At 70.2% G+C, this 24954-nt stretch carries 24 protein-coding genes; 12 read left to right on the top strand and 12 right to left on the bottom strand.

Going from position 1 to position 24954, the window contains the following annotated elements; genetic code table 11:
* Window positions 1–17 precede the first annotated feature (17 nt).
* The 4 genes from EDC36_RS00230 (at window position 18) to murI (ending at window position 4068) form a co-directional block, all read left to right on the top strand.
* Window positions 18–1472 carry an aldehyde dehydrogenase gene (locus EDC36_RS00230; protein WP_132961254.1) on the top strand — a complete coding sequence of 485 codons (1455 nt, stop codon included), beginning with the start codon at window positions 18–20 and terminating at the stop codon, window positions 1470–1472.
* Between the two features lie 930 nt (window positions 1473–2402).
* On the top strand, window positions 2403–2615 hold the full coding sequence (gene rpsU, locus EDC36_RS00225) for a 30S ribosomal protein S21 (protein ID WP_132961253.1): 213 nt from the start codon (window positions 2403–2405) through the stop codon (window positions 2613–2615).
* A 153-nt stretch (window positions 2616–2768) separates the two neighbouring features.
* Window positions 2769–3233, top strand: coding sequence for a GatB/YqeY domain-containing protein (locus EDC36_RS00220; RefSeq protein WP_132961458.1), 465 nt, complete (start codon window positions 2769–2771; stop codon window positions 3231–3233).
* A gap of 16 nt (window positions 3234–3249) precedes the next feature.
* Complete coding sequence (gene murI / locus EDC36_RS00215) at window positions 3250–4068, top strand: glutamate racemase (RefSeq protein ID WP_243646406.1); 819 nt, start codon at window positions 3250–3252, stop codon at window positions 4066–4068.
* Between the two features lie 13 nt (window positions 4069–4081).
* On the opposite strand, the gene pmbA is transcribed toward murI, so the two are convergent.
* Window positions 4082–5491 carry a metalloprotease PmbA gene (gene pmbA / locus EDC36_RS00210; protein ID WP_132961252.1) on the bottom strand — a complete coding sequence of 470 codons (1410 nt, stop codon included), beginning with the start codon at window positions 5489–5491 and terminating at the stop codon, window positions 4082–4084.
* Between the two features lie 22 nt (window positions 5492–5513).
* Between pmbA and yjgA the strand changes: the two genes are divergently transcribed.
* Together yjgA and mog are read left to right on the top strand one after the other, a co-directional pair.
* Window positions 5514–6146, top strand: coding sequence for a ribosome biogenesis factor YjgA (yjgA, locus tag EDC36_RS00205; RefSeq protein ID WP_132961251.1), 633 nt, complete (start codon window positions 5514–5516; stop codon window positions 6144–6146).
* A 22-nt stretch (window positions 6147–6168) separates the two neighbouring features.
* The gene (gene mog, locus EDC36_RS00200) at window positions 6169–6762 is read left to right on the top strand and encodes a molybdopterin adenylyltransferase (protein WP_132961250.1); all 594 of its coding nucleotides are present in this window, start codon (window positions 6169–6171) and stop codon (window positions 6760–6762) included.
* A 27-nt stretch (window positions 6763–6789) separates the two neighbouring features.
* Here mog and cysE read toward each other — a convergent pair whose 3' ends face one another.
* Together cysE and EDC36_RS00190 are read right to left on the bottom strand one after the other, a co-directional pair.
* Window positions 6790–7572, bottom strand: a complete 783-nt coding sequence (gene cysE / locus EDC36_RS00195; RefSeq protein WP_390616613.1) for a serine O-acetyltransferase — start codon at window positions 7570–7572, stop codon at window positions 6790–6792.
* A gap of 10 nt (window positions 7573–7582) precedes the next feature.
* On the bottom strand, window positions 7583–8359 hold the full coding sequence (locus EDC36_RS00190) for an RNA methyltransferase (protein WP_132961249.1): 777 nt from the start codon (window positions 8357–8359) through the stop codon (window positions 7583–7585).
* Between the two features lie 76 nt (window positions 8360–8435).
* Between EDC36_RS00190 and EDC36_RS00185 the strand changes: the two genes are divergently transcribed.
* From EDC36_RS00185 to EDC36_RS00165, 5 genes are all read left to right on the top strand, one after another.
* Window positions 8436–9329 carry an inositol monophosphatase family protein gene (locus EDC36_RS00185; protein ID WP_132961248.1) on the top strand — a complete coding sequence of 298 codons (894 nt, stop codon included), beginning with the start codon at window positions 8436–8438 and terminating at the stop codon, window positions 9327–9329.
* A 19-nt stretch (window positions 9330–9348) separates the two neighbouring features.
* Window positions 9349–12048 (top strand): DNA mismatch repair protein MutS, encoded by a 2700-nt coding sequence (mutS, locus tag EDC36_RS00180; protein WP_165902781.1) that lies wholly within the window; start codon window positions 9349–9351, stop codon window positions 12046–12048.
* 43 nt (window positions 12049–12091) lie between these two features.
* A complete protein-coding gene (locus EDC36_RS00175; RefSeq protein WP_132961247.1) occupies window positions 12092–12784 on the top strand; it encodes a protein-L-isoaspartate O-methyltransferase family protein in 693 nt (230 codons plus the stop codon).
* A gap of 8 nt (window positions 12785–12792) precedes the next feature.
* Window positions 12793–13143: a rhodanese-like domain-containing protein gene (locus EDC36_RS00170; protein ID WP_132961246.1), complete on the top strand. Its 351-nt coding sequence runs from the start codon at window positions 12793–12795 to the stop codon at window positions 13141–13143.
* A gap of 86 nt (window positions 13144–13229) precedes the next feature.
* Window positions 13230–14588, top strand: a complete 1359-nt coding sequence (locus tag EDC36_RS00165; protein WP_132961245.1) for a TolC family outer membrane protein — start codon at window positions 13230–13232, stop codon at window positions 14586–14588.
* A gap of 6 nt (window positions 14589–14594) precedes the next feature.
* On the opposite strand, the gene EDC36_RS00160 is transcribed toward EDC36_RS00165, so the two are convergent.
* The 3 genes from EDC36_RS00160 to EDC36_RS00150 all read right to left on the bottom strand — a co-directional run bounded on the left by EDC36_RS00160 (window position 14595) and on the right by EDC36_RS00150 (window position 18496).
* Window positions 14595–15944 (bottom strand): 3-deoxy-D-manno-octulosonic acid transferase, encoded by a 1350-nt coding sequence (locus tag EDC36_RS00160; protein ID WP_390616609.1) that lies wholly within the window; start codon window positions 15942–15944, stop codon window positions 14595–14597.
* Between the two features lie 13 nt (window positions 15945–15957).
* Window positions 15958–17019 (bottom strand): glycosyltransferase family 4 protein, encoded by a 1062-nt coding sequence (locus EDC36_RS00155; RefSeq protein ID WP_132961243.1) that lies wholly within the window; start codon window positions 17017–17019, stop codon window positions 15958–15960.
* 85 nt (window positions 17020–17104) lie between these two features.
* On the bottom strand, window positions 17105–18496 hold the full coding sequence (locus EDC36_RS00150; protein WP_132961242.1) for a phosphomannomutase/phosphoglucomutase: 1392 nt from the start codon (window positions 18494–18496) through the stop codon (window positions 17105–17107).
* Between the two features lie 114 nt (window positions 18497–18610).
* On the opposite strand from EDC36_RS00150, the gene EDC36_RS00145 reads away from it, so the two are divergent.
* Entirely contained in the window at window positions 18611–19519 is a 909-nt protein-coding gene (locus EDC36_RS00145; RefSeq protein ID WP_132961241.1) for a DMT family transporter, read from the top strand.
* Here the strand turns inward: EDC36_RS00145 and EDC36_RS00140 are convergent.
* The 6 genes from EDC36_RS00140 to infC form a co-directional block, all read right to left on the bottom strand.
* A complete protein-coding gene (locus tag EDC36_RS00140; protein ID WP_185971197.1) occupies window positions 19485–19835 on the bottom strand; it encodes an integration host factor subunit alpha in 351 nt (116 codons plus the stop codon). The two genes, EDC36_RS00145 and EDC36_RS00140, sit on opposite strands and share 35 nt — an antisense overlap.
* A gap of 32 nt (window positions 19836–19867) precedes the next feature.
* Window positions 19868–22288: a phenylalanine--tRNA ligase subunit beta gene (pheT, locus tag EDC36_RS00135; RefSeq protein ID WP_132961240.1), complete on the bottom strand. Its 2421-nt coding sequence runs from the start codon at window positions 22286–22288 to the stop codon at window positions 19868–19870.
* Window positions 22289–22332: 44 nt separating this feature from the next.
* Window positions 22333–23403 (bottom strand): phenylalanine--tRNA ligase subunit alpha, encoded by a 1071-nt coding sequence (pheS, locus tag EDC36_RS00130; RefSeq protein WP_132961239.1) that lies wholly within the window; start codon window positions 23401–23403, stop codon window positions 22333–22335.
* 132 nt (window positions 23404–23535) lie between these two features.
* Complete coding sequence (gene rplT / locus EDC36_RS00125; protein ID WP_132961238.1) at window positions 23536–23907, bottom strand: 50S ribosomal protein L20; 372 nt, start codon at window positions 23905–23907, stop codon at window positions 23536–23538.
* A gap of 36 nt (window positions 23908–23943) precedes the next feature.
* Window positions 23944–24147 (bottom strand): 50S ribosomal protein L35, encoded by a 204-nt coding sequence (gene rpmI, locus EDC36_RS00120; protein ID WP_132961237.1) that lies wholly within the window; start codon window positions 24145–24147, stop codon window positions 23944–23946.
* Between the two features lie 175 nt (window positions 24148–24322).
* The gene (gene infC / locus EDC36_RS00115; RefSeq protein WP_132961236.1) at window positions 24323–24928 is read right to left on the bottom strand and encodes a translation initiation factor IF-3; all 606 of its coding nucleotides are present in this window, start codon (window positions 24926–24928) and stop codon (window positions 24323–24325) included.
* Between the last annotated feature and the right edge of the window lie 26 nt (window positions 24929–24954).

Below are 24954 nucleotides of genomic sequence, written 5' to 3'. Positions count from 1 at the left end.
CCGTCAAGGAGAACCCCATGTCCGACATGTCCATGCTGATCAACGGCCTCAAGGTCACGGCCGAGCGCGGTGCCACCTTCGAGCGGCGCAACCCCCTGGATGGCACGGTGGCCACGCGCGCGCCGGCGGCTTCGCCGGCCGATGCGGTGATGGCGTGCGATGCCGCGGCTGAAGCCTTCAAGACCTGGAGCCAGACCGGCCCGACCGAGCGGCGCATGCTGCTGCTCAAGGCCGCCGACGCGCTGGAGGCCAAGACGCCCAAGTTCGTCGAGGCCGTGGGCGCGGAGACCGGCGGCACCGCGATGTGGGCCGGCTTCAACGTGATGCTGGCCGCCGGCATGCTGCGCGAGGCCGCCGCGCTGACCACCCAGGTGGCCGGCGAGGTGATTCCGTCCGACGTGCCGGGCTCGCTGGCCATGGCGGTGCGCCAGCCCGCGGGCGTGGTGCTGGGCATCGCGCCGTGGAACGCGCCCATCATCCTGGGCGTGCGGGCCATCGCCACCCCGCTGGCCTGCGGCAACACGGTGATCCTCAAGGGCTCGGAGAACTGCCCGCGCACGCATGCGCTCATCATCGAGGCCATGCAGGACGCGGGCTTCCCACCCGGCGTGGTGAACTACATCACCAACGCCCCGGCCGATGCAGGCGCGGTGGTCGAGGCCATGGTGGCGCACCCGGCGGTGCGGCGCGTGAACTTCACCGGCTCGACGCGCGTGGGCAGGATCATCGCGATGACCTGCGCCAAGTACCTCAAGCCCGTGGTGCTGGAGCTCGGCGGCAAGGCGCCGCTCATCATCCTGGATGACGCCGACATCGACGACGCGGTCAATGCCGCGGCCTTTGGCTGCTTTGCCAACAGCGGACAGATCTGCATGTCCACCGAGCGCATCATCGTGGACCAGAAGATCGCCGACGCTTTCGTCAAGAAGTTTGTGGACAAGGCCAAGAGCCTGCCGCTGGGCGACCCGCGCAAGCCCGAGCCGGTGGTGCTGGGCTCGGTGATCGGCATGAACACGGTGGAGCACTGCAACGCACTGATCGACGACGCGCTGGCCAAAGGCGCCAAGCTGCTATGCGGCGGCAAGGCCGACAGCACGCTGATGCCGGCCACGCTGCTGGACCATGTGACGCCGGCGATGAAGATCTACCACGAGGAAACCTTCGGCCCGGTCAAGGCCATCGTGCGTGTCAACGGGGTTGAAGAAGCCATCGCCTGCGCCAACGACAACGAGTACGGCCTGAGCGCGGCCGTCTTTGGCGGCGACATCGCCCGTGCCTTCAACGTGGCGCGACGCATCGACTCGGGCATCTGCCATGTCAACGGTCCGACGGTGCACGATGAGGCGCAGATGCCCTTTGGCGGCGTCAAGGGCTCGGGGCTGGGCCGCTTCGGCGGCAAGGCCGGCATCCACGAGTTCACCGAGCTGCGTTGGATCACGATCCAGACCACGCCGCGCCACTACCCGTTCTGAGGAACGGCTTGTCTCTCCAACCTTCGCGGGGGTCTGCTGCTCTCCGCTGCGGTCCCTGCGGAGGATGTCGGCTCGGGGTGCAAAACAGGGCAGCTGGGCGGGTACTGCAGGCGGCCAAAGATCGGCCAGCGAGCGTTGCTATCCAACTGCACGCACAGCACACCCGCTGGGTCGCCCTTCGCTTCGGTGTATCCCGCACCAGAAGAGAAAGAGGATCGGGGGAACGCTACGCAACGGAGGCCGCACAACCGCGGCCCTCGGATCTCTTTTGTGCAGATGCTTCTGATCACGTCGTGTTCACATACCCGCCCGGCCAGCCGCTTGGGGCGTCGGGTCTTGTCCGCTCCTCGCGTTCTGGCGGCACTTCTCCTCAGGCAAGCTCATGCCGCCGGACGTGACGCGCGCGGTACGAGGCTTGGCTCCAACCGTAGCGACGGCACAAGCCCTTCGGTCGACCGGCCGGCTTTCGCCTCACGCCAGGAGCCGATGATCTACCTTGCGGTCAAATAGCCTGTTGCGTGTCATGGCCCTGTCGGCGAAGACCTTGCACTCCAGACCACGATGGCCACGCTCAACGCGACAACCGCACCCCGCGAGAGCCTGTTTTCGACCGCCCCGAAGGACCCCTGCGTAGCTTCCTCTCCCTCATTCTTCCATCGGAAAAGCGGCCGACGGACACGTCTTCGACGCCAACCGGTGCCTCCATCGCGTCACGAACACTACCCACCACCCCCTACCGCCCCGGAGTGCCCATGACCCGGGGCGCATGCATGCCATCCACGATGAAAGTTGCTATAATGAAAGTCTTTGCTGGCAAAGCCCTGCCTGCCGTGATGCTGAAGGCAGGGGTCCGGCCTGAAGCACCGCGTGCGGGGGACGTCACGGTTCAGCCCACGGGGTGTCAGGGCCTTCATCGGAAACCATTGGCCAATGACCACCATCCGCGTCAAAGAAAACGAACCGTTCGACGTTGCCCTGCGCCGCTTCAAGCGCACGATCGAAAAGCTCGGCCTGCTCAATGAGCTGCGCGCGCGCGAGTTCTACGAAAAGCCCACCGCCGAGCGCAAGCGCAAGCGCGCCGCCGCCATCAAGCGTCACCTGAAGCGGGTGCGCTCGATGCAACTGCCGCAGCGCCTGTACTGACCGACGCCACCGTGGCGGCAGCGCGGCGCGCGCACCCGGGATCCCGCGCGCAGCCTGCGTCCACCGCGCCACAGACGGTGCTCAACCCCAGCAGCCCGCCAAAGGACGCTTTGGCGGGCTGTTTCCATGGTTCCCGAGCCCCCGGAGGTCGGCATGACCCTCAAGGAACGTATCCAGGACGACATGAAGGCCGCCATGCGTGCCAAGGACAGCGCGCGTCTGGGCGCGATCCGTCTGCTGTTGGCGGCCATCAAGCAGCGTGAAGTCGACGACCGCGTCACGCTGGACGACACCGGCGTCATCGCCGTGGTGGACAAGCTGCTCAAACAGCGGCGGGACTCGATCGCGGCCTACGAACAGGCCGGGCGGCAGGATCTGGCCGAGCGCGAGCGCGCCGAAGCCGAGGTGCTGCAGGCCTACCTGCCGGCGCGCTTGGACGCGCAGGCGGTGGCGGAGACGGTGGCGCGCATCGTCACGCACCTGGGTGCGGAGCTGGGTCGCCCCCTGACACCGGCCGACATGGGCAAGGTCATGGCGGTGGCCAAGGCCGAACTGGCCGGCCAGGCCGACATGGCGCAGGTGTCGGCCGCGGTCAAGGCGGCGCTGCAACCCCGCTGAGCGCAGCGGCCAGCCCATGGCGCAAGCCACTATCGACGCCGACGCCCCGATCGGCGTGTTCGACTCGGGCGTGGGCGGGCTGTCGGTCTTGCGCGCCCTCCACGCCTTGTTGCCGGTCGAGCGGCTGCTGTACGTGGCCGACTCCGGTCACGCCCCCTACGGCGACAAGCCGGTAGCCTACGTGCAAGCCCGTGCCGAGCATTGCCTGGACACGCTGCGGCGCGCCGGCTGCAAAGCCGCTGTGGTGGCGTGCAACACCGTCACGGGGCTGTCGATCGGTGCGCTGCGCGCGCGGCACCCGGATTGGCCCATTGTGGCCATTGAGCCGGCCGTCAAGCCCGCCGTGGCTGCCACGCGCAGCGGCACCGTGGCGGTGCTGGCCACCCGCAACACCGTGCGCAGCGCGGGGCTGGCGCGCTTGATCGAGCAGCACGGCGGCGGGGTGCGCGTGCTGGCCCAGGCCTGCCCGGGCTGGGTGGAGCGCGTCGAGCAGGGGCGGCTCGACGGACCCGAGACCGAGCGGATGGTGGCCGAGGTCGTCGGCCCGCTGGTGCAAGCCGGTGCCGACGTCCTCGCGCTGGGCTGCACCCACTATCCGTTTTTGCGCCCTGTGATTGAGCGCGTGGCCGGCCCCGGCGTGCAGGTGCTCGATCCGGCGCCGGCCGTGGCGCGCGAGCTGCAGCGGCGCCTACAGGCGGCGGGCGCCTTGCGCCGCGCCGATGGGCGCACCGCGACGCTGCCACTGCTGACGAGTGGCGATCCCACCACGGTCGCCACCGTGGCGCAGCGTCTGCTTGGCGACAGCCTGATGGTGCACGCCGCCCCCCTGCCCTGACGGATCCGGCGCTTCAGTTGCCCGCGACCTTCATGCGCTCGATCAGCACCGAGCCCACGTATTTGCTGCCCAGGTTGTACACGTCCGCCCCCACCGCGACGATGCCGCGCAGCATCTCGGCGAGGTTGCCGGCGATGGTGATGCCCTGCACCGGGTAGGCGATGACGCCGTCTTCGACCCAAAAACCCGCCGCCCCGCGCGAATAGTCACCGGTGACCAGGTTGACCCCCTGCCCCATCAGCTCGGTGACGAACAGACCACGGCCCAGCTTGCGCAGCATGGCCGGCAGGTCGTCCTCGGGCCGGGTCAGGCGGCTGGTCAGCCGCAGGTTGTGCGAGCCACCCGCGTGCCCGGTGGTGCGCAGCCCCAGCTTGCGCGCCGAGTACGTGTTGAGGAAGTAGCCCTTGACGCAGCCGCCAGACACCACGGTGCGCGCCACGGTGCGCACACCCTCGTCGTCGAACGGCGCGCTGCCCTTGGCGCCGATGATGTGCGGGTCCTCGTCGATGTCGATGTGCGCGGCGAACACCTGCCGGCCCAGGCTGTCGAGCAAAAAACTGGCGCGGCGGTACAGCGCACCGCCGCTGGTGGCCTGCACATAGGCCCCAAGCAGCCCCGCCGCCAGCGGCGCGTCGAACAGCACCGGGCACTCGGTGGTGGCGATCTTGCGTGGCCGCAGGCGCGCCAGCGCCCGTTCGGCGGCGTAGCGCCCCACCGCTTCGGGGCTGGCGAGCTGCGCCGGGTTGCGCTGCGAGGTGTACCAATGGTCACGCTGCATGGCGTCGCCCTTGCCGGCGATCGGCGCCACCGACAGGCTGTGGCGCGAACTGGCGTATCCGCCGTAAAAAATGCCCTGCCGGCGCCGCTGCCCGCCGCGCATGTGTTCGGCCCAGAAGTGCGATTGCTGCGCCGACACCGATGCACCCTCGCTGTTGGTGATCAGGGGGCTGACGGCGAAGGCGGCCGCCTCGCAGCGCAGCGCAAGCTCCGCGGCCTGTTCGGCGTCGATCGGCCAAGGGTGAAACAGCTCCAGCTCGGGGTGGTCGTTGGCCACGTCAATCTCGTCAGGCAAGCCGGCGCATGGGTCCTCGGCCGTGAAGCGGGCGATGTCGTACGCCGCCTGCACGGTGGCACGGATGGCCTCGGCCGAAAAGTCGGACGTCGAGGCGTGACCACGCCGCTGGCCCAAGTACACGGTGACCGCCAGCGCCTTGTCGCGGTTGCGCTCCACGTTTTCCAGCGCGCCGCAGCGCACGCTGACGCTCAAGCCCGCGCCTTCCGAAACCTCGACGGCGGCGTCGGCCACACCGAGCCGCCGCGCGTGCTGCAGCGCCACGTCGGCCAGTGCCTCGAACTCGGCCTGGGTGAACTGAAAACCTTGCGCCCCGCGGCGCGCTCGTGGAGAGGGTTTGGATGCTTTCATGCCGACGGCTATGATACCGGCCATGCCACGCAAGCCGCCCAAAGGGTATTTTGTCCGCGGACGCTTCGTCGCCTACGGCAGCGAAGAGGACGCCGAGCTCAAGCGCGCCGCCAAGTGGGACGCCGAGCACAGCAAAACCGACCTCAAGCGCCTCAGCGCCGAGCGCCAGGCGCTGGGCGAGCGGTTGCTGGGGCTGGGCGCAGCGGCGTTGCAACGCCTGGGCCTGCCCGAAGATTTGCTGCAGGCCCTGGCCGAGGCACGGCGCATCGACGCGTTCGAAGCGCGCCGCCGCCAGCTGCAGTACATTGGCAAGCTGATGCGCCGTCTGGACGACGAGCAGGTGGCGGCGGTGCAAGCGGCGCTGGACGAGCAGCACCGCGGCAGCGCCGTCCAGACCGCGCGGCTGCACGAAGCCGAGCAGTGGCGCGAGCGCTTGGTGGCCAGCGACGAGGCGCTGCACGCGTGGCGTGCCATCGAACCCGAGGCCGACTGGCAACGCTTGCGGGCGCTGATCCGTCAGGCGCGCAAGGATCTCGCGGACACCCCCTCCGACCCCGATCGTCCGGGACAGCCCACCCGCCACGGCCGCGCCTGGCGCGAGCTGTTCCAACATGTGCGCGCTGCGCTGGACGCTCACCACGCCGCCGCCGTCTGACCTGAGCCCTCATCAGCCACCCATGTTCGACCCCGTCACCATCGGTATCGTTTCCATCAGCGACCGCGCCAGCCAGGGCGTGTACCAGGACCAAGGTCTGCCCGCGCTGCGCGACTGGCTCACGCGCGCGCTGCACAACCCCATCACGTTTGTCGAGCGGCTCATCCCCGACGAGCGCGACACCATCAGCGCCACACTGGTGGAGCTGGCCGATCGGCATGGCTGCAGCTTGATCCTGACCACCGGTGGCACCGGCCCCGCGCCACGTGACGTCACGCCCGAAGCCACGCTGGCCGTGGCCGACAAAGAAATGCCGGGGTTTGGCGAGCAGATGCGCCAGATCAGCCTGCGCTTCGTACCGACAGCCATTTTGTCGCGCCAGGTGGCGGTCATTCGGGGCCGCAGCTTGATCATCAACCTGCCGGGCCAGCCCAAGTCGATCGCCGAGACGTTAGAAGGTCTCAAAGACGGCGACGGCCGCCCCGTGGTGCACGGCATTTTCGCGGCCGTGCCCTACTGCATCGACCTCATCGGCGGGCCTTACCTCGAAACCCGGCCCGAGGTGTGCGTCGCGTTTCGGCCCAAGTCGGCGCAGCGGCGCACGCCCAACGAGTAGACTTGCCGCCAGCCGTTCGTGCTGCGGTCACTTACCCAGCAACTGGCTGAGTTTGTCGGCCTCGAAGTGCTCGGTGCGTGCAGCATCGGGCGGCAGGCACGCGCCGCGCTGCGCGCACGCCAGCTTTTCGATCGCCTGCCACAGCAGCGCGATCTGGTGTTCGTGGCCGGCGGCGTTGTCGATGAGGCCGCGCAGCGCCTGGCTGAGCGGGTCGTCGCTTTGCGTCACCCCGTACGCGGAAAACCCCATGCGGGCGGCGGCCTCCTCGCGCCGCGCATCGGCGTCGGCCAGGATGATGCGCGCCGGGTTGCCCACCGCGGTGGCCCCGGCCGGCACGGGCTTGGTCACGACCGCGTTGCTGCCGACCTTGGCCCCATCCCCCACCTCGAAGCCGCCCAGGATCTTGGCGCCCGCGCCGACGATGACCCCCCGCCCCAGCGTCGGGTGACGCTTGGTGCCTTTGTACAGCGAGGTGCCGCCCAGCGTGACCCCGTGGTAGATGGTGCAGTCGTCGCCCACTTCGGCGGTCTCGCCGATGACCACCCCCATGCCGTGGTCGATGAACACGCGCCGCCCGATGCGCGCGCCGGGGTGGATTTCGATGCCGGTCAACCAGCGGTTCCAGTGCGAGATCCAGCGCGCCAGCCAGCGCCAGCCGCGCCGCCACAGCGCGTGCGCCAGCCGATGCAGCCACAACGCGTGCAGCCCCGGGTAACAGGTCAGCACCTCCCAGCGCGAACGGGCCGCGGGGTCACGCTCCAAAATGGCGTCGATGTCGTCGCGCACGTGGCGCAGCAGCTGCACAGGCATGGGGCGCAGTTTAGCCGTTGCGCTGTTGCAGCGCGCGCAGCACGGCGCGCGCCACCCCGCGCAGGATGTGGACTTCGCTGGGCGTGGGGGCGGCGCGCTGCACCAGCAGGCGCAGCCGCGCCATCAATTTTTTGGGGCTGGCCGGGTCCAAATAACCCACGGCCAGCAACGCTTCGCGCCAGTGCTCCAACAGCCCGCTGACCGCGGCCGCGTCGGCCACCGGTTCGCGCGGCGGTCCGACGGGCGCGGGCGCCGGCTCAAAACCGCCCAACGCCAGGCGCCATTCGTAGGCGATCAACTGCACCGCCGCGGCCAGGTTCAGCGAACCGTAGTCCGGCGCGGTGGGGATGCGCAGGCACACGTGGCTGCGCCACACATCGGCGTTGGCCAGCCCGTAGCGCTCCGGCCCAAAAACGAACGCCACCCCCTGCTCGGCCCCGCCACGCAGCCGTGGTGCCAACGCCTCCAGGTGGGGGCGCGGCGCGGCCACCGGCGGGCCGAAGTCACGCGGCGTCATCGCCGTGGCGCACACGTGGCTGATGCCCTGCAGCGCTTCGTCCAACGTGGTCACGATGCGTGCCTGGGCCAGCAGGTCGGTGGCGCCGCTGGCGCGCTCCACCGCCTCGGGCCGCTGCAGCACGTCGCGCCAGCGCGGCCGCACCAACACCCAGTCGTCAAAGCCCATCACCTTCAGCGCGCGCGCCACGGCGCCCACGTTGCCGGCGTGGCTGGGCTCGACGAGCACGAAGCGGGTCAGGGGCTGGGACGGGCGAGCAGCGTCGTTCATGGGCGGCGGGTACAATCAGGTGCCTTATTGTCGCTGCCATCGCGCAGCCCCATGGCCGTTCTTGCCCACCGCTTCGATGACCGCCCACCTCCACCCCATGCTGAACGTGGCCGTCAAGGCCGCCCGCGCCGCCGGCGCGCTGATCAACCGTGCCTCCCTCGACCTCGAAGGGTTGCGCGTCGGCGCCAAGCAAACCAACGACTTCGTCACCGAGGTGGATCACGCGGCGGAGGCGGCCATCATCGATACGCTGCTGGGGGCGTACCCCGAGCACGGCATCTGGGCCGAGGAATCGGGCCGCCGCCCGGGCAAGGGGCGCGGCAAAGCCTACACCTGGATCATCGATCCGCTGGACGGCACCACCAACTTCATCCACGGCTTTCCGGTGTACTGCGTCAGCATCGCGTTGATGGTCGACGGGCGGCTGGAGCAGGCGGTGGTCTACGACCCCACACGCAACGACCTGTTCACCGCCAGCAAGGGGCGCGGCGCGTTCCTCAACGACCGCCGCATCCGCGTGGCCAAGCGCACGCAGTTGCGCGACTGCCTGCTCAGCACCGGCTTTCCGTTCCGCCCCGGCGATGCCTTTCAGACCTACCTGAAGATGTTCGGTGACATGCTGCCGCGTGTAGCTGGGGTGCGCCGCCCCGGCTCGGCGGCGCTGGACCTGGCCTACGTGGCGGCGGGCTACACCGACGGCTTTTTTGAAATGGGGCTGAGCCCATGGGATGTCGCCGCGGGGGCGCTGCTGGTCACCGAAGCGGGTGGTCTGGTCGGCAACTTCACCGGCGAGCCGGACTTCCTGGAAACGCGCGAATGCATGGCCGCCAACCCGCGCATCTACGGCCAGATGGTGGGGGTGCTCAGTGGCTACAGCCAGTGCGCGCCGCAACGCGCCGACAGCGCCACCCCCGAACCTGCCGCGCCCGACGCCGCTGCCCCCTCGCGTGCGGGCGATGCCCCGTGGTGAACCGCGTGCGCCACTGACCATGGTCACCCCCGCGGGGCAGCCGGTTGCTGGCGTGGGCGGCGCGCCCGACGCGCCGCTGGAGGCGCACACGCCGATGATGCAGCAGTGGCTGCGCGTCAAAGCCCAGCACCCCAACACGCTGGTCTTTTTCCGCATGGGGGATTTTTACGAGCTGTTCTACGACGACGCCCACAAGGCGGCACGGCTGCTCGACATCACGCTGACGCACCGTGGCCAATCGGCCGCGGCCCCGGTGGTCATGGCCGGTGTGCCGGTGCATTCGGTCGAGGCCTACCTGGCCCGGTTGATCCGCGCGGGCGAATCGGTGGCCATTTGCGAACAGGTGGGCGACGTCGCCAGCGCCAAAGGCCCGGTCGAGCGGCAGGTGGTGCGCATCGTCACGCCGGGCACGCTGACCGACACCGAACTGCTGGCCGACAAAGACGACGCGTTGCTGCTGGCGCTGCACCGCGGCGCGCGCGGGTTGTGTGGTCTGGCCTGGCTGGCCGTCACCGAAGGCACGTTGCACCTGGCCGAATGCGGCTGGGACGACCTGCGCGGCTGGTTGGCCCGTCTGGCGCCCAAGGAGTTGCTGGTCAGTGCCGACTTGCCCGAAGGGCCGCACGCGCAACTGCAGGGCTGGTGCCAAGGCCTGGGGCCGATGGCGCTGACGGCGCGGCCTGAGTGGCACTTCGACCCTGCGCTGGGGCAGCGTCGCCTGTGCGAGCAGTTGCAGGTGGCCAGCCTGGCCGGCTGGGACGCGCAGGGGATGACCCAAGCCCACGCAGCCGCAGCGGCCTTGCTGGCCTACGCGGAGCACACCCAGGGTCGGCAACTGGCGCACGTGCGCGCGCTGCGCGTGGTGCGGCCGCACACCTGGATCGACCTGCCCCCGACGACCCAACGCAACCTGGAGCTGACGCGCACGCTGCGTGGCGAGGCCGCACCGACGCTGCTGTCGCTGCTGGACACCTGCGCCACCGGCATGGGCAGCCGACTGCTGCGCCGTTGGCTGCTGGAGCCGCCGCGCGACCGCGCGCCCGCCCAGGCCCGGCTGCACGCCATCGGCCTGCTGCGCGAGCACGGCCCAGACCACGTGCGCAGCGCCCTGCGCGGCGTGGCCGACGTCGAGCGGCTGGCGGCCCGCATTGCGCTGCTGCAGGTGCGCCCGCGCGAGCTGACCGGCCTGCGCGACACCTTGCCGCGCTGCGCGGCGCTGGCGGCACAGCTGCAGGCGCTGCCGGCGGTGGATGACTGCGCGCTGCTGCGCGACGTGCACCGTCATCTGCATCCGCCGGCGGAGGTGGTGGCGCTGCTGCAGCGTGCGCTGCACCCCGAGCCGGCGGCGCTGCTGCGCGACGGCGGGGTGATCGCCGACGGCTACGACCCCGAGTTGGACGAGCTGCGCGCCATCCAACAAGGCGCCGACCGCTACCTGGTCGACCTCGAAGCGCGCGAGCGCGCCCGCACCGGCATCGCCAACCTGCGCGTGCAGTACAACAAGGTGCACGGTTTTTACATCGAGGTCACCCAGGGTCAGCTCGACAAGGTACCCGCGGACTACCAGCGCCGCCAGACGCTGAAAAACGCCGAGCGCTTCATCACGCCCGAGCTCAAGGCCTTCGAGGACAAGGCGCTCAGCGCCCAGGAGCGTGCCCTGGCGCGCGAAAAGTGGCTCTACGACCAACTGCTGCAGGCCCTGCAGCCGCACATCGCGGCCCTGACCGAACTGGCGCGCGCGCTGGCCACGCTGGACGTGCTGGCCGCGTTGGCCGAGCGCTCGCTCACGCTCGGGTGGTGCGCCCCCGAGTTCGTGGCCGAGCCGCGCATCGAAATCCGCGCTGGGCGCCACCCCGTGGTGGAGGCGCGTTTGCAGCAAACCGGCGCCGGCCCCTTCATCCCCAACGACACGGTGCTGGATGCCCGCACGCGCATGCAAATCATCACCGGCCCCAACATGGGCGGCAAATCGACCTACATGCGCCAGGTGGCCCTGATCGTGCTGCTGGCCAGCATCGGCAGCTTTGTGCCGGCCGACGCCTGCCGGCTCGGCCCCATCGACGCCATCCACACCCGCATCGGCGCGGCGGACGACCTGGCCAACGCGCAGTCCACCTTCATGGTCGAAATGACCGAGGCCGCCCAGATCCTGCACCACGCCAGCGCGCAAAGCCTGGTGTTGATGGACGAAATCGGCCGCGGCACGTCCACCTACGACGGGCTGGCGCTGGCCAGCGCCATCGCCGCGCACCTGCACGACCGCGTGCAGGCGTTCACGCTGTTTGCCACCCACTACTTCGAGCTGACCGAGCTGCCCAGGCGCTGTCCGGGCGCCGTCAACATGCACGTCAGCGCCGTCGAGGGCCACGGGCGCGACATCGTCTTTCTGCACCGCCTGGAGCCGGGCCCTGCCAGCCGCAGCTACGGCGTGCAGGTGGCGCGGCTGGCCGGCATCCCACCGGCCGTCGTGCAGCACGCGCGCCAGGTGCTGGCGCAACTGGAGCAAAGCGCCACGGCCGCGCAGGCACAGCTGGACTTGTTCAGCGCCCCGCCGGCCGCGCCGCCCGAGACGGCGCCCGAGCCGCACCCCGCGCTGCTGGCGCTGGCCGAGCTGGACCCCGACGCCCTCAGCCCCCGCCAGGCGCTGGAGGCGTTGTACCGCCTGCATGCCCTGGTGCAAAACCCGGCGGGCAACGAAGCAGCAACACGCGTTGGGTAGAATGACCGTATCCGACCCTCCAAAATACCTAGAGGAGTATCACATGAGCGCGACGGCGTTCGATTTCGAGAAGGCCCGCTTCAACATGATCGAGCAGCAGATCCGCCCGTGGGAGGTGCTCGACGCCCGCGTGCTGGCCCTGCTGGGACAGCTCAAGCGCGAGCACTTCGTGCCTGAAGCGTACCGGGCGCTGGCGCTGGCCGACCTGGAAATACCGCTGTCGCAGCCGGCCGTCGAGGGCGAGTGCATGCTGGCCCCCAAGGTCGAAGCGCGCACGCTGCAAGAGCTCGACCTGCAACCCCAGCACAACGTGCTGGAAATCGGCGCCGGCTCCGGCTACATGGCCGCGCTGATGGGCCGGCTGGCCCAACAGGTGCTGACGCTGGAGATCAACCCACGGCTGGCGGACATGGCGCGCCACAACCTGGCGCGTGCGGGCCTGGACAACGTGCGTGTGAAGACCGCTGACGCCGCGGCGCACCGCTTTGCCGCCTGCGTCGACGCGGCGCCGTACGACGTCATCGTGCTGTCGGGCGGCGTGGCCGAGGTGCCCACCGACCTGCTGGAGCTGCTGCGCGTGGGCGGGCGGCTGTTCGCCTTCGTGGGGGACGAGGTGGTGATGCGCGCCACCGTCGTCACGCGCGCCAGCGAAGCCGGCTACCACAGCGCTCAGCCGTGGGACATCGTCGTGCCGCGGCTGCGCAACTTCCCCGAGCCGACGCGCTTCCAATTCTGAGCCTGCCCATGGTGCCCCACATCCGCCCCGCCCAACTCAACCAGTGGCTGCAGCAGTGCGCGCAGCAAGCGCCTGGCGTCACCCCCATCGTGCTGGACGTGCGCGAACCGTGGGAGGTGCAAACCGCCAGCGTGCGCCCCGAAGGCTTTGAGCTGCGTCATATGCCGATGGCCTCGATCCCGGCGCGGCTCGACGAGCTGCCGCGCGACCGTCCCATCGCCTGCCTGTGCCACCATGGCGGGCGCAGTGCGCAGGTGGCGTACTTTTTGCACCGGCAAGGCTTTGACGACGTGGTCAACATCGCCGGCGGCATCCACGCCTGGTCCAGTGAAGTGGACCCGAGCGTGCCGCAGTACTGAGGGGGGTCCGCGCGGGACTTCGCGTGCACGGTCGCTCAACCCGTCATATACTCCCGACTGTATCCAATCGCAGGGACACCAACGCCATGCAACCGATCGTCCGCACGCCCTCTGTCAACCCCCGCGCCAAGCTGGGGCGGCGCCTGAGCGCCGCGGCCCTGCTGGTGTTGGGTGTGGCCACCACGGCGCAGGCGCAAAGCCTGCAAGCGCTGCTGGAAGCGGCGCGCGCCTACGACGCCGCCTACCTGGCCGCCAAGGCCCAGCTCGACGCCAACCGCGCCAAAGCCGAACAGGCCAAGTCGCGCGTGCTGCCCACCGTGGGCCTGTCGGCTGAAGCCTTCGTCAACCGGCGCGACAGCTCGCTCAACACGCTGGACGACAGCTTCAACAACCAGACCGTCAAGCTCGGCGCCAGCCATCCCCTGTACCGTCCGGGCAACCACATCGAAGTCGAGCAGGCCCAGCGCGCGCTGCAAGCCGCCGAAGCGCAACTGCAAGCCGCCGAACAAGACTTAATCGTGCGCGTGGCCCAAGCCTACTTCGACGTGCTGGCCGCTGAGGACACGCTGACCTTCGTGCGTGCCCAGAAAGCCGCCGTCGAGCAACAACTGGCCGCCGCCAAGCGCAACTTCGAAGTGGGCACCGCCACCATCACCGACACGCGCGAGGCACAGGCCCGCTACGACCTGGTGCTGGCGCAGGAAATCGCCGCCGACAACGACCTGCGCGTCAAGAAGCTGGCGCTGGACCAGCTCGTCGGCCAAAGCAACACCCAACCCTGGCGGCTGCGCGACGACACCCTACCCACCCCCACCCCGGACGACGTGCAGGCCTGGGTGCAGCGCGCGGTGGCTGAGCACCCCGCCGTGCGCGCCGCGCAGGCGCAGCTCGACATCGCCAAGCTGGACGTGCGCAAGGCCCAAGCGGCCAAGGGCCCCACCCTGGACGCGGTGGCGCAGTGGCAATGGAACCGCGCCCCCAGCAACAACCCGCCGTTTCCGTACCTGCGCAACCAGGTCGCCAGCATCGGCGTGCAGTTCAACCTGCCGCTGTACACCGGCGGAGCGCTGGACAACCGCATCGCGGAGACGGTGGCCCTGGAAGACAAGGCCCGCAACGACCTCGAAGCCGCCACGCGCAACGTCAGCCAGGCCACACGGGCGGCGTTTTTTGGGGTGCAGTCGGGCCTGGGCCAGGTGCGCGCGCTGCAAGCCGCCGAGGCTTCGAGCCAGCTCGCGCTGGAAGCCAACCAGGTCGGCTACCAAGTGGGCGTGCGCATCAACATCGACGTGCTCAACGCCCAAAGCCAGCTCTACCAGACCAAGGCGCAACTGGCCAAGGCGCGCTACGATGTGCTGGTGGGCCAGCTCAAGCTGCGTCAAGCGGCCGGAGTGCTTGGGGCCGACGACGTCAAGCCGATCAACGAGCGCCTGCAGCCGCGCTGAACGCCGTCAGGCGCGCTCAGGCGCCGCCGGCGCGGCCGCCGCGTCGTCCCACGCCTGCAACACGGCGCTGACGGTGCGGTCGGCCGCGCCGCCGTGCTGCTGCAACAGCCGCTCGGCGCCCGCCCGGGCGGCGCGCAACGCTGCGTCGTCCTGGCACCACGCCTGGGCCAGTCGCAGCGCGTCGTCCAGGTCGGCGGCGCGGCGCGCCGCCCCGGCTTCCAGCGCCGCTGCGGCCGCCTGGGCGAAGTTGAAGGTGTGTGGCCCGAGCACGATCGGGCAGCCGCTGGCCGCCGCTTCGATCAGGTTTTGTCCGCCCAACGGGGCAAAACTGCCTCCCAGCAGCGCCACGTCGGCCAACGCGTAGTACGCCGACATCTCGCCCAGGCTGTCGCCCAGCAGCACGTCCGCGTGCCACGCTTCAGGCGGCCAGGCGGGCCCTTCGCTCCACGCCGGCAACGCGCTGCGCCGCAGCACGCGCAGGCCCGCGGCGCACAGCAGCGCGTGCACCTCGTCAAACCGTTGCGGGTGGCGTGGCACCACCAGCCACAGCGGTGCCGGGTGCGGCCAGGTGGCCCGCTGCCGCCGCCAGGCGGCGATCCAGGCCGCCTCTTCCCCTTCGCGGCTGCTGGCCAGCAGCAGCACGGGGCGATCACTGGCGGCGCGCCACGCCAGCCGCCAGCGCTGCGCCGCCGCCCATGGGTCGGGGTGCCATGGCACGTCGAACTTGACGTTGCCCACCACCTGCGGCGCGGGCGTGCCCAGCGCGTGCAGTCGCCGCGCGTCGTCCGGTGTTTGGGCCAGCACCCCAGCCAACGCGCCGTAGGCCGGGCGGCTGAGGCAGCGCAGGCGCATCGCGCGCTGCCACGAGCGCTCGTTGAGGCGTGCGTTGACCAACCACAGCGGCACGCCCGCCGCGCGGCAGTGCTGGGCCAGGGTCGGCCACACCTCGGTTTCCATCAGCACGCCCAGGCGCGGGCGCCAGTGGCGCACAAAACGCCGCACCGCCCCCGGCGCGTCCCACGGCAGCCAGGCCTGCGCGTCCTGCTGACGCACCAGCGGCTGCGCCGCCGCGCGGCCGGTGGCCGTGCCGTGGGTCCACAGCACGCGGATGTCGGGCCGCGCGGCCTGCAGCCGCGGCACCCACAGGGCGGCCGCGCGCACCTCGCCCAACGAAACCGCGTGCACCCACAGCCAGCCGTCGGCCGGGGCCGGTTCGCTGTACCGGCCAAAACGCTGCGCCACCGCGTGCAGGTAGCCGGGCTCGGCGCGGCCCCGCCGCGCCAGTTTGAGGCGCAGCAGCGGCTGCAGCGCCGTCATGGCCGCTCCATAGCCCGCCAGGCACAGGCGTTCGGCCACGCCGAGACCCGGCTCAGCCGCGCTCGAACAACCGCGCATACACGGCCCCGATGCCAGCGGCCTCTTGCGCCAGCGAAAACTGCGCCAGCACCCGCTGGCGCGCGGCCTGCCCCATGCGCAGCGCCGCCTGCGGGTCGGCCAGCACCCGGCGCACCGCCGCCGCCAGGCCGGCGGCATCGCCCGTGTCCACCAGCTCGCCGTGGACGCCGGGCTGCACCAGTTGCTCGAACGCCCCGGTGCGCGAGCACACCAGCGCGCAACCGCACGCGCCGGCCTCAAACGGCGTCAGGCCAAACGGTTCGTACCGCGGGCAAGCCACACACACCAGGCAGCGCTGGTACCAGCGGTGCACCTCGGCCGCCGGGATCTCGCCCAAAAACCGGATGCGCTCACGCAGCCCGGCGGCGTCGATGCGCGCTTGCAGCGCGCGCTGGTACGCCTCGTGCTGGGGCATGGCGCGGCCGGCGATGACGGCGGTCACGTCGGGCAGGTGGGGCAGCGCCTCGATCATCGCGTCGACGAAGACATCGGTGCCCTTGTCCGGGCGCACGCGGCCAAAGACGCCGATGCCCCAGCGCCCAGGCAGGCCGCTGTCGGCCCAAGCTGCCATCTTGTCGGGCGGCGGCGCAAAGCGCTCCACATCAATACCGTGCGGCACCACGGCGGTGGTGTTGGGCACGAAGCTGGCCGCCTTCGGCGTGGTGGCGATCACGGCGTCCATGCGGCTGATCAGCCAGCGCGGAAACCAACCATGACGGTGCTGCGCCGCCGAGGTAAACACAAGCCGAATCGGCAGGCGCAACACGTCACGGGCCCACAGGCCGGCGGCCATTTCGTGGTCGCGCCGCACGTGCCAGATGCGAAACGGCCGCCCCGCCGGCGGCCGACGCGACAAATCCATGGCCTGGCGCAGCGTCATGCCCGGCATGCCGTGCGGCAGCGGCGTGCCGCAGTAGGCCAGCCGCCACTGCCGCGCCTGCAACGGCACCAGCGCGTTGACGGTGGCCGACACGCCGGTGTAGCGGCGCTTGAGGTTGAAGACGATGATCTCGGGATCGGGGTCGGGCGCCAGCATGGCATTCCATGGAAAGGGCGCACAGTCCGCGGCGCCCACAGTGCCGATGGTAATCGAGCGGTTCAGGGAACGCGGATGCGCCGCGTCAGTGCGCGGCCTCCCCGACCTGCGCGTCGGGCTTGACGCGGCGCAGCAGCGTCAGCATCGTCTCTTGGATGCGCTGCAGCGCTTGCGGCGTGTGGCCCTCGAAGCGCAACACCAACACCGGCGTCGTGTTGGAGGCCCGAATCAAGCCAAAGCCATCCGGCCAATCGATGCGCAGGCCATCGACGGTGCTGACCTGCGCCGGTGGCGCCACCTCCGCCACGCGCTGCAACTCGGCCACCACGCGGTGCGGCTCGCCCTCGGCGCAAGGCACGTTGAGCTCCGGCGTGCTGTGGCTGCTGGGCAGGCCCTCCAGCACCGCGCCCGGGTAATCGTGGCGGCTCAAGATCTCCAGCAGGCGCGCCGCGGCGTAGGTGCCGTCGTCAAAGCCGTACCAGCGTTCCTGGAAAAACAGGTGCCCGCTCATCTCGCCGCCCAGCGGGGCGCCCACCTCGCGCATCTTGGCCTTGATGAGGCTGTGGCCGGTTTTGTGCATCAGCGGCACGCCCCCCGCAGCCCGGATGGCCGGCGCCAGCCGCTGGCTGCACTTGACGTCGTAGACGATGGTGCCGCCGGGCACGCGCTGCAGCACGTCCTGCGCCAGCAGCATCAGTTGCCGGTCGGGGAAGATGTTGGCCCCGCTTGGGGTGATGACGCCCAGGCGATCGCCATCGCCGTCGAACGCCAGGCCCAGCTCGGCGCCGGTGCGCTGCACGGTGTCGATGAGGTCGCGCAGGTTGTCCGGCTTGGACGGGTCGGGGTGGTGGTTGGGAAACTCGCCGTCCACCTCGCCGTACAGCACGGTGACGTCGCAGCCCAACGCCCGCAACAGCGCGGGGGCGCTGGCGCCCGTGACGCCGTTGCCACAATCGACGACGATGCGCATCGGCCGCGCCAGACGCACGTCCTGCACGATGCGGGCCTGGTACGTCGGTCCGATGTCCAGCGCCCGGCGCGTCCCGCGCCGTGCCGCCGGCGGCACGCCCGCGGCCATGGCCTCGCGCAAGGCCTGAATCTCGTCGCCGTAGATGGCGCGCCCGCCCAACACCATCTTGAAGCCGTTGTGGTGCTTGGGGTTGTGGCTGCCGGTGACCTGGATGCCGCTGCGGCACACGGTGGCGGTGGCAAAGTACAGCATCGGCGTCGTCACCAGCCCCAAGTCGATGGCGTCGACACCCGCCTCGCACAGCCCTTCGATCAACGCCTCGGCCAGCATGGGGCTGGACAGGCGCCCATCGCGCCCCACGGCCACGCTGTCCTCACCCAGCGCCCGCGCACGCGCGCCAAACGCGCGCCCCAGCAAGCGGGCCAGCGGCGCGTCGATCGCGTCAGGCACGACGCCACGGATGTCGTAGGCTTTGAACACATGGACGGGAAGGGCAGCGGTCGTCATCGGGATAAGGTGCAGCAGGTGTGTGACACCGCGCCATTGTAGAAGGGCGTATCATGCGTGCTTTTCGTCGTTGCGGCGCCGCAGCATCCACGTGCCCCGGCGCCGGGCCTGACCATGACGCCCAAACTCGCGCTGGAATTTGTGCTGTTGGCAGCCCTGTGGGGCTCGTCGTTTTTGTTCATGCGCCACGCGGCGCTGGCCTTTGGGCCGGTGGCCACGGCGGGGTTGCGCGTGGCGGTGGCCAGCGTGGTGCTGGCCCCGATCCTGGTGGCCAGCGGCCACTGGCCGACGTTGCGACGCCATGGGGCGCGCATCCTGTTCGTCGGGCTGCTCAACGCCGGCATTCCCTTTGGGCTGTTCGCCTACGCGCTGCTGTCGATCAGCACGGGGCTCACCGCCATCCTCAACGCCACGGTGCCGCTGTTTGGCGCGGTGGTGGCGTGGCTGTGGCTGGGCGATCGCCCCGGACGTTGGCGCGCCCTCGGGCTGGCCCTGGGCTTTGCCGGCGTGGCCCTGCTGTCGTGGGACAAAGCCAGCTTCAAGCCCGGCGGCACCGGCTGGGCGGTGCTGGCCTGCCTGGGCGCCACGGTGCTGTACGCGATCGCGGCCAGCTACACCAAAAAGTACCTGATGGGCATCCCGCCGCTGGCCACCGCCACCGGCAGCCAGTTCGGCGCCACCCTGGGGCTGCTGTTGCCCACGCTGTGGACCTGGCCGGCGCAACCCGTCTCGGCGGACGCCTGGTGGGCCGTGGTGGCCGCGGGCGTGCTGTGCACCGCGCTGGCGTACCTGCTGTACTTCCGCCTGATCGAAGCCGCCGGCCCGGCGCGCACGCTCACCGTCACCTTTTTGATCCCGGTGTTCGCGCTGGGCTACGGCGCGCTGCTGCTGGGCGAAGCCATCACCCCCTGGATGGTGGGCTGTGGCGTGGTCATCATGGTGGGCGTGGCCCTGGCCAGCGGGCTGCTGGATCCCGCGCGGCTGGCGCTCAGCCGTCAACGTCACCCTGCAACGCGGCCTTGAGCTTGGGGCTGGCGTGGAACGTCACCACGCGCCGCGCCTCGATCGGCACCGGCTCGCCGGTGCGCGGGTTGCGCCCCGGCCGGGGTGATTTGTCACGCACGCCGAACTGCCCGAAACCGGCGATGCGCACCTCTTCGCCCGCGATCAGGCGCTCGGCGATGATGGCGAAAAACGTGTCCACGATGTCCTTGGACTCGCGCTTGTTGAAGCCGATGCGCGCGTGCAGCGCCTCGGCCAGCTCGGCCTTGGTCAGCGTGGGCGTGTCAGGATCGGCGCTGGCCGGGATGGCGGCCGCGGATGTGCTTCGGGTGGCCATGGGCGCAATCGTAGCAGCCGCGGCGCGCCGCATCACGCCCGCAGCCGCGCACCGATGCGCTGCTGCAACGCCTGCACCACCTGCGCCACGACGGCGTCGATCTCGGCGTCGGTGAGGTTGGCGTCGTCGCGCTCCAGCGTCAGACGCACGGCCAGGCTCTTTTCGTCGGCACCGATGCCGGCCAGCGGCTGCCCGCCCTGCGGCCGGAACACGTCGAACAGCACCGCCGAGCGCAGCCACGGATGCCGCACCGCTTCGATGGCCGCCATCACGTGCGCGTGCGTCACCGATTCGTGCACCACCACGGCCACGTCGCGCTGCACCGGCTGGTGACGCCCGATCGGGGCCGCCTGCGGCAGCGGACGCTGCAACAGCGGCGCCAGCGCCAGCTCGAACAACACCGGCGCGCTGCCCCAGCCCTCGGCCTGACGCCAGCGCGGGTGCAGCTCCCCGATCACCCCGATCGGCTGCCCTTGCAGCAGCACGCGGGCGCAGCGTCCCGGGTGCAGCGCCGGGTGTTGGCACGGCTCAAACGTGGCCACGTGCGGCGCCAACAGCGCTTCGACGTCGCCCTTGACGTCGAAGAAGTCCACCGGCCGCGCCCGTTCGCCCCACTGCAGCGGCAGCGCGTCGCCCCAGGCCAGCCCCGCGACGTGCAGCGGCTGATCGACGCCGCGCACCGTGGTGTCGCTGTCGGGCACGCGCTCGTCGCGCCGGAAGACGCGGCCGATTTCGAACACCCGCACACGCGCGGCCTTGCGGTCCACGTTGTGGCGCAGCACCGCCAGCAGGCTGCCCAGCAGGCTGGAGCGCATCACGCTGAGGTGGCTGGCGATGGGGTTGAGCAGCCGGATCGGCGCCGTGTTGCCAGCGTAATCGCGCTCCCAGCGCTCTTCGACGAAGCTGAAGTTGATCGTTTCCTGGTAGCCCAGCGCCGCCAGTTGCTGGCGCACCGCCATCGGGCTGCGTTCGGTCTGCGGGCGCACGCGCGGCACCACCGGCGCCCGCGGCGGCGTGGCCGGCAGGCGGTCGTAGCCGATGACACGCGCCACCTCCTCGATCAAGTCTTCCTCGATCTGCAGGTCGAAGCGGTACGGCGGCGGCGTCACCGTCAACGTGCCTTCGCCCTCGGCGACCGTCAGGCCGAGGCGGCGCAGCGGCTCGGCGCACGCGGCCTGCGTCAGCGGCATGCCGATGACCTTGGCGGCGCGCGCCACGCGCAGCGTCACCGGCTTGGGCTGCGGCACGTTGACCACGTGGTCATCCACCGGTCCGGCCTCGCCGCCGCAAATCTCCAGGATCAGCTGCGTGATGCGCTCCAGGTGCTCGCGCGTGGTGCTGGGGTCAACCCCGCGCTCGAAGCGGTGCGCCGCGTCGGTGCTGAAGTTGAAGCGCCGCGCCCGCCCCGCGATCGCGCGCGGCCACCAAAACGCCGCCTCCACGTACACGTTGCGTGTGCTGTCGGACACCGCGGTGCTGTCACCACCCATGATGCCAGCCAGCGACTCGACGCCCTGGTCGTCGGCGATCACGCCCACGGTTTGGTCCAACGTGACGGTCTGGCCGTTGAGCAGCTTGAGCGTCTCGCCCGCGCGCGCCCAGCGCACCTGCAAGCCGCCGTGGATCTTGTCCAGGTCGAAGATGTGCGACGGCCGCCCGAGTTCGAACATCACGTAGTTGGAGATGTCCACCAGCGCCGAAATGCTGCGCTGCCCGCAGCGCGCCAGGCGTTGCACCATCCACGCCGGCGTGCGCGCCTGCGGGTTGACGCCACGGATGATGCGTCCGCTGAAGCGGCCGCACAGGTCGGCGGCCTCGACGCGCACCGGCAGCACCGCGTCGTGGCGCGGCGCCACCGGCGCGATGGCCGGCGCTTTCAGCGGCGCGCCGGTCAAGGCCGCCACTTCGCGCGCCACGCCGTACACGCTCAGGCAATGCGCCAGGTTGGGCGTGAGCTTGAGCGTGAACAGCCGGTCGTCCAGCGCCAGCACCTCGCGCAGGTCGCGCCCCACGGGGGCGTCGGCTGGCAGCTCCAACAGGCCACCATGGTCCTCCGACAGGCCCAGCTCGCGCGCCGAGCACAACATGCCGTGGCTGTCCACCCCGCGCAACTTGCCCACCCGGATTTCGAACGGCTTGCCGTCCGCGCCCGGCGGCAGCACCGCGCCCACCAACGCGCACGGCACCCGGATGCCGGCGCGCGCGTTGGGGGCCCCGCAAACGATCGACAACGGCTCGCCCTGCCCCACGTCCACCCGGCACACGCGCAGGCGGTCGGCGTTGGGATGCGGCTCGGCGCTGAGAATGTGCCCGACCACCACGCGCGTGAAGGGCGGTGCCACCGGCCGTACCTCCTCCACCTCCAGTCCGGCCATCGTCAACAGGTCGGCCAGCGCATCGCTGTCCAGCGCCGGATCGCAAAAGCTGCGCAACCAGGATTCGGGAAACTGCATCGTCGTCTCGCTTGTCGTCGCGGAGGTCGGGAACCGTGGACCCATCAGCGGAACTGCGCCAAAAAGCGCAGGTCACCTTCGAAAAACAGGCGCAGGTCGCCCACGCCGTAGCGCAGCATCGTCAGCCGGTCCGGCCCCATGCCAAACGCAAAGCCAATGAAGTGCTCCGGGTCCAGCCCCATGTTGCGCACCACGTTGGGGTGCACCTGACCGGAGCCCGCCACCTCCAGCCAGCGCCCGGCCAGCGGCCCGCGCGTGAACCGGATATCGATCTCGGCGCTGGGTTCGGTGAACGGAAAGAAGCTCGGCCGAAATCGCAGCTCCAGCTCGTCGTCCTCGAAAAACGCGCGGCAAAAGGCTGTGAAGACGACCTTGAGGTCCTTGAAGCTGACGTCGCGCCCAATCCACAGCCCCTCGCACTGATGGAACATCGGCGAGTGGGTGGCGTCGCTGTCCACGCGGTAGGTGCGCCCGGGCGCGATGACGCGGATTTCCGGCATCTCACCGGCCCACAGGCCCTCGCCCGCGTCGCCGGCGGCCGCGCGCGCGCGCTTGACGTGCTGCACGGCGTGGCGGATCTGCATCGGGCTGGTGTGGGTGCGCAGCAGCAGCGGCGCCTCGGGCGTGCCGCCCTCGACGTAGAACGTGTCGTGCATCGAGCGCGCCGGGTGGTCGGCCGGGGTGTTGAGCGCGGTGAAGTTGAACCAGTCGGTCTCGATCTCGGGGCCATCGGCCACCTCGAACCCCATCGAGCCAAAAATCGCCTCGATGCGCTGCAACGTCAGGCTGACCGGGTGCAGGCCGCCCTGCCCGCGCTGCCGGCCCGGCAGCGTCACGTCCAGCGCCTCGGCCTGCAGCTGGCGCTGCAGCTCGGCCTCGGCCAGCTCGGCGCGGCGCGCCTGCAACGCCGCCTCGATGGCCGCTTTGGCCTCGTTGATGGCCGCGCCCTGGGCCTTGCGCTCGTCGGGCGCCAACGTGGCCAGCGCCTTCATGCGCTCGGTCAACGCCCCTTGCTTGCCCAAAAAACGAGCCTTGGCGTTTTCCAACGCTTGCGGGGTGGCGGCCTGCGCGAACTGCGCGCGCGCCGTCTGCACCAGGTTGTCGAGGTCGTTCATGCCGGCATCCGTGTCGCAAAAAGGCGGCGAAAGACTGCACGCCACAGGTTCAAACAAAACGGGCCAGCGCGCTGAGGCGACTGGCCCGTCGGGGTCGCAGCGCCGCCCACGGCAGCGCGCGGTGCGGCAACGTTACGCCGCGGCGCCCTGCGCCAGACCGGCCTTGACGCGCTCGACGATGGCGGCGAAGGCCGCCTTGTCGTGCACGGCCAGGTCGGCCAGCACCTTGCGGTCGATCTCGATGGCGGCTTGGCGCAGGCCGTTGGCGAACTGGCTGTAGGTCAGGCCCAGCTCACGCGCGGCGGCGTTGATGCGCGCAATCCACAGCTGGCGGAAGACGCGCTTGCGGGCTCGACGGTCGCGGTACGCGTACTGCTGCGCCTTCATCACCGCCTGCTTGGCGACGCGGAAGACGTTTTTGCGGCGACCACGGAAACCCTTGGCCAGGGCCAGGACTTTCTTGTGACGGGCGCGGGCGGTGACACCACGTTTGACGCGAGGCATGGCTTGCTCCTTGTTACGTTACGGGTCAGCCGCCGATCACAGGCCGGCGTAGGGCATCATCTGTGCGATGTGACCCATGTTGGTCTCATGCACGTTGACCATTCCGCGCAGTTGGCGCTTGTTCTTGGTCGTCTTCTTGGTCAGGATGTGGCGCTTGTAGGCCTGCGCACGCTTGACCGTGCCGCCGGGGCGCACGCGAAAACGCTTTTTCGCGCTGCTTTTGGTTTTCATCTTGGGCATGATGGCTCGTCCTTGGTTTCGGGTTTGGACTTGACACACCCGCAAGGCGCCGCCGCGGCTGCCCACCGACGACGGTCTTTGCTTGAACGCCTGGCCTTCGGGTGCTTGTCGCTTGGAAAGCGCGCCATTATAGCAGCCGCCCGGGCGGCGCACCGACCCCGACCGGGGACGAGCTTCAGGCGGCTGGCTGCTCGGCCTTGGCGCTGTCGGCCTTGGCGGCACCCTTTTTGCGCGCCGGCGCGATCATCATGATCATCTGCTTGCCTTCGAGCTTGGGGAACTGCTCGACAACGATGCTGTCGCCCAGCTCGTTGCGGATGCGCTCCAGCAACGCCAACCCCAGCTCCTGGTGGGTGATCTCGCGCCCGCGAAAGCGCAGCGTCACCTTGCACTTGTCGCCTTCGTCCAGGAAGCGCCGGATGTTGCGCATCTTGACCTGGTAGTCGCCCTCGTCGGTGGCGGGGCGGAACTTCACTTCCTTGACCTCAATGACCTTTTGCTTGGCCTTGGCCTCGGCGGCCTTCTTTTGCTCGGCGTACTTGAACTTGCCGTAGTCGATCAGCCGACACACCGGCGGGTTGGCCATCGGGGCGATCTCGACCAGGTCGACGTCAAGCTCGCCGGCCATGCGCAGCGCCTCTTGGAGAGGCACCACACCGATTTGCTGACCGTCAGGGCCGGTCAGGCGCACTTCGGGCGCGGTGATTTCGCGGTTGAGGCGGTGCTGCCGCTCCTCACGCTGGCGGCGGTCACGGAAGTTGCTGGGACGCGGGGTAGCGATGGTTCGGTTCCTTTGCTCGAAAAAAC

The sequence above is a fragment of the Tepidimonas ignava genome, from assembly GCF_004342625.1.
Classification (GTDB): domain Bacteria; phylum Pseudomonadota; class Gammaproteobacteria; order Burkholderiales; family Burkholderiaceae_C; genus Tepidimonas; species Tepidimonas ignava.
The sequence above is the reverse complement of the archived record's forward strand: the minus strand, read 5'-3'. Positions and strand labels throughout refer to the sequence as shown.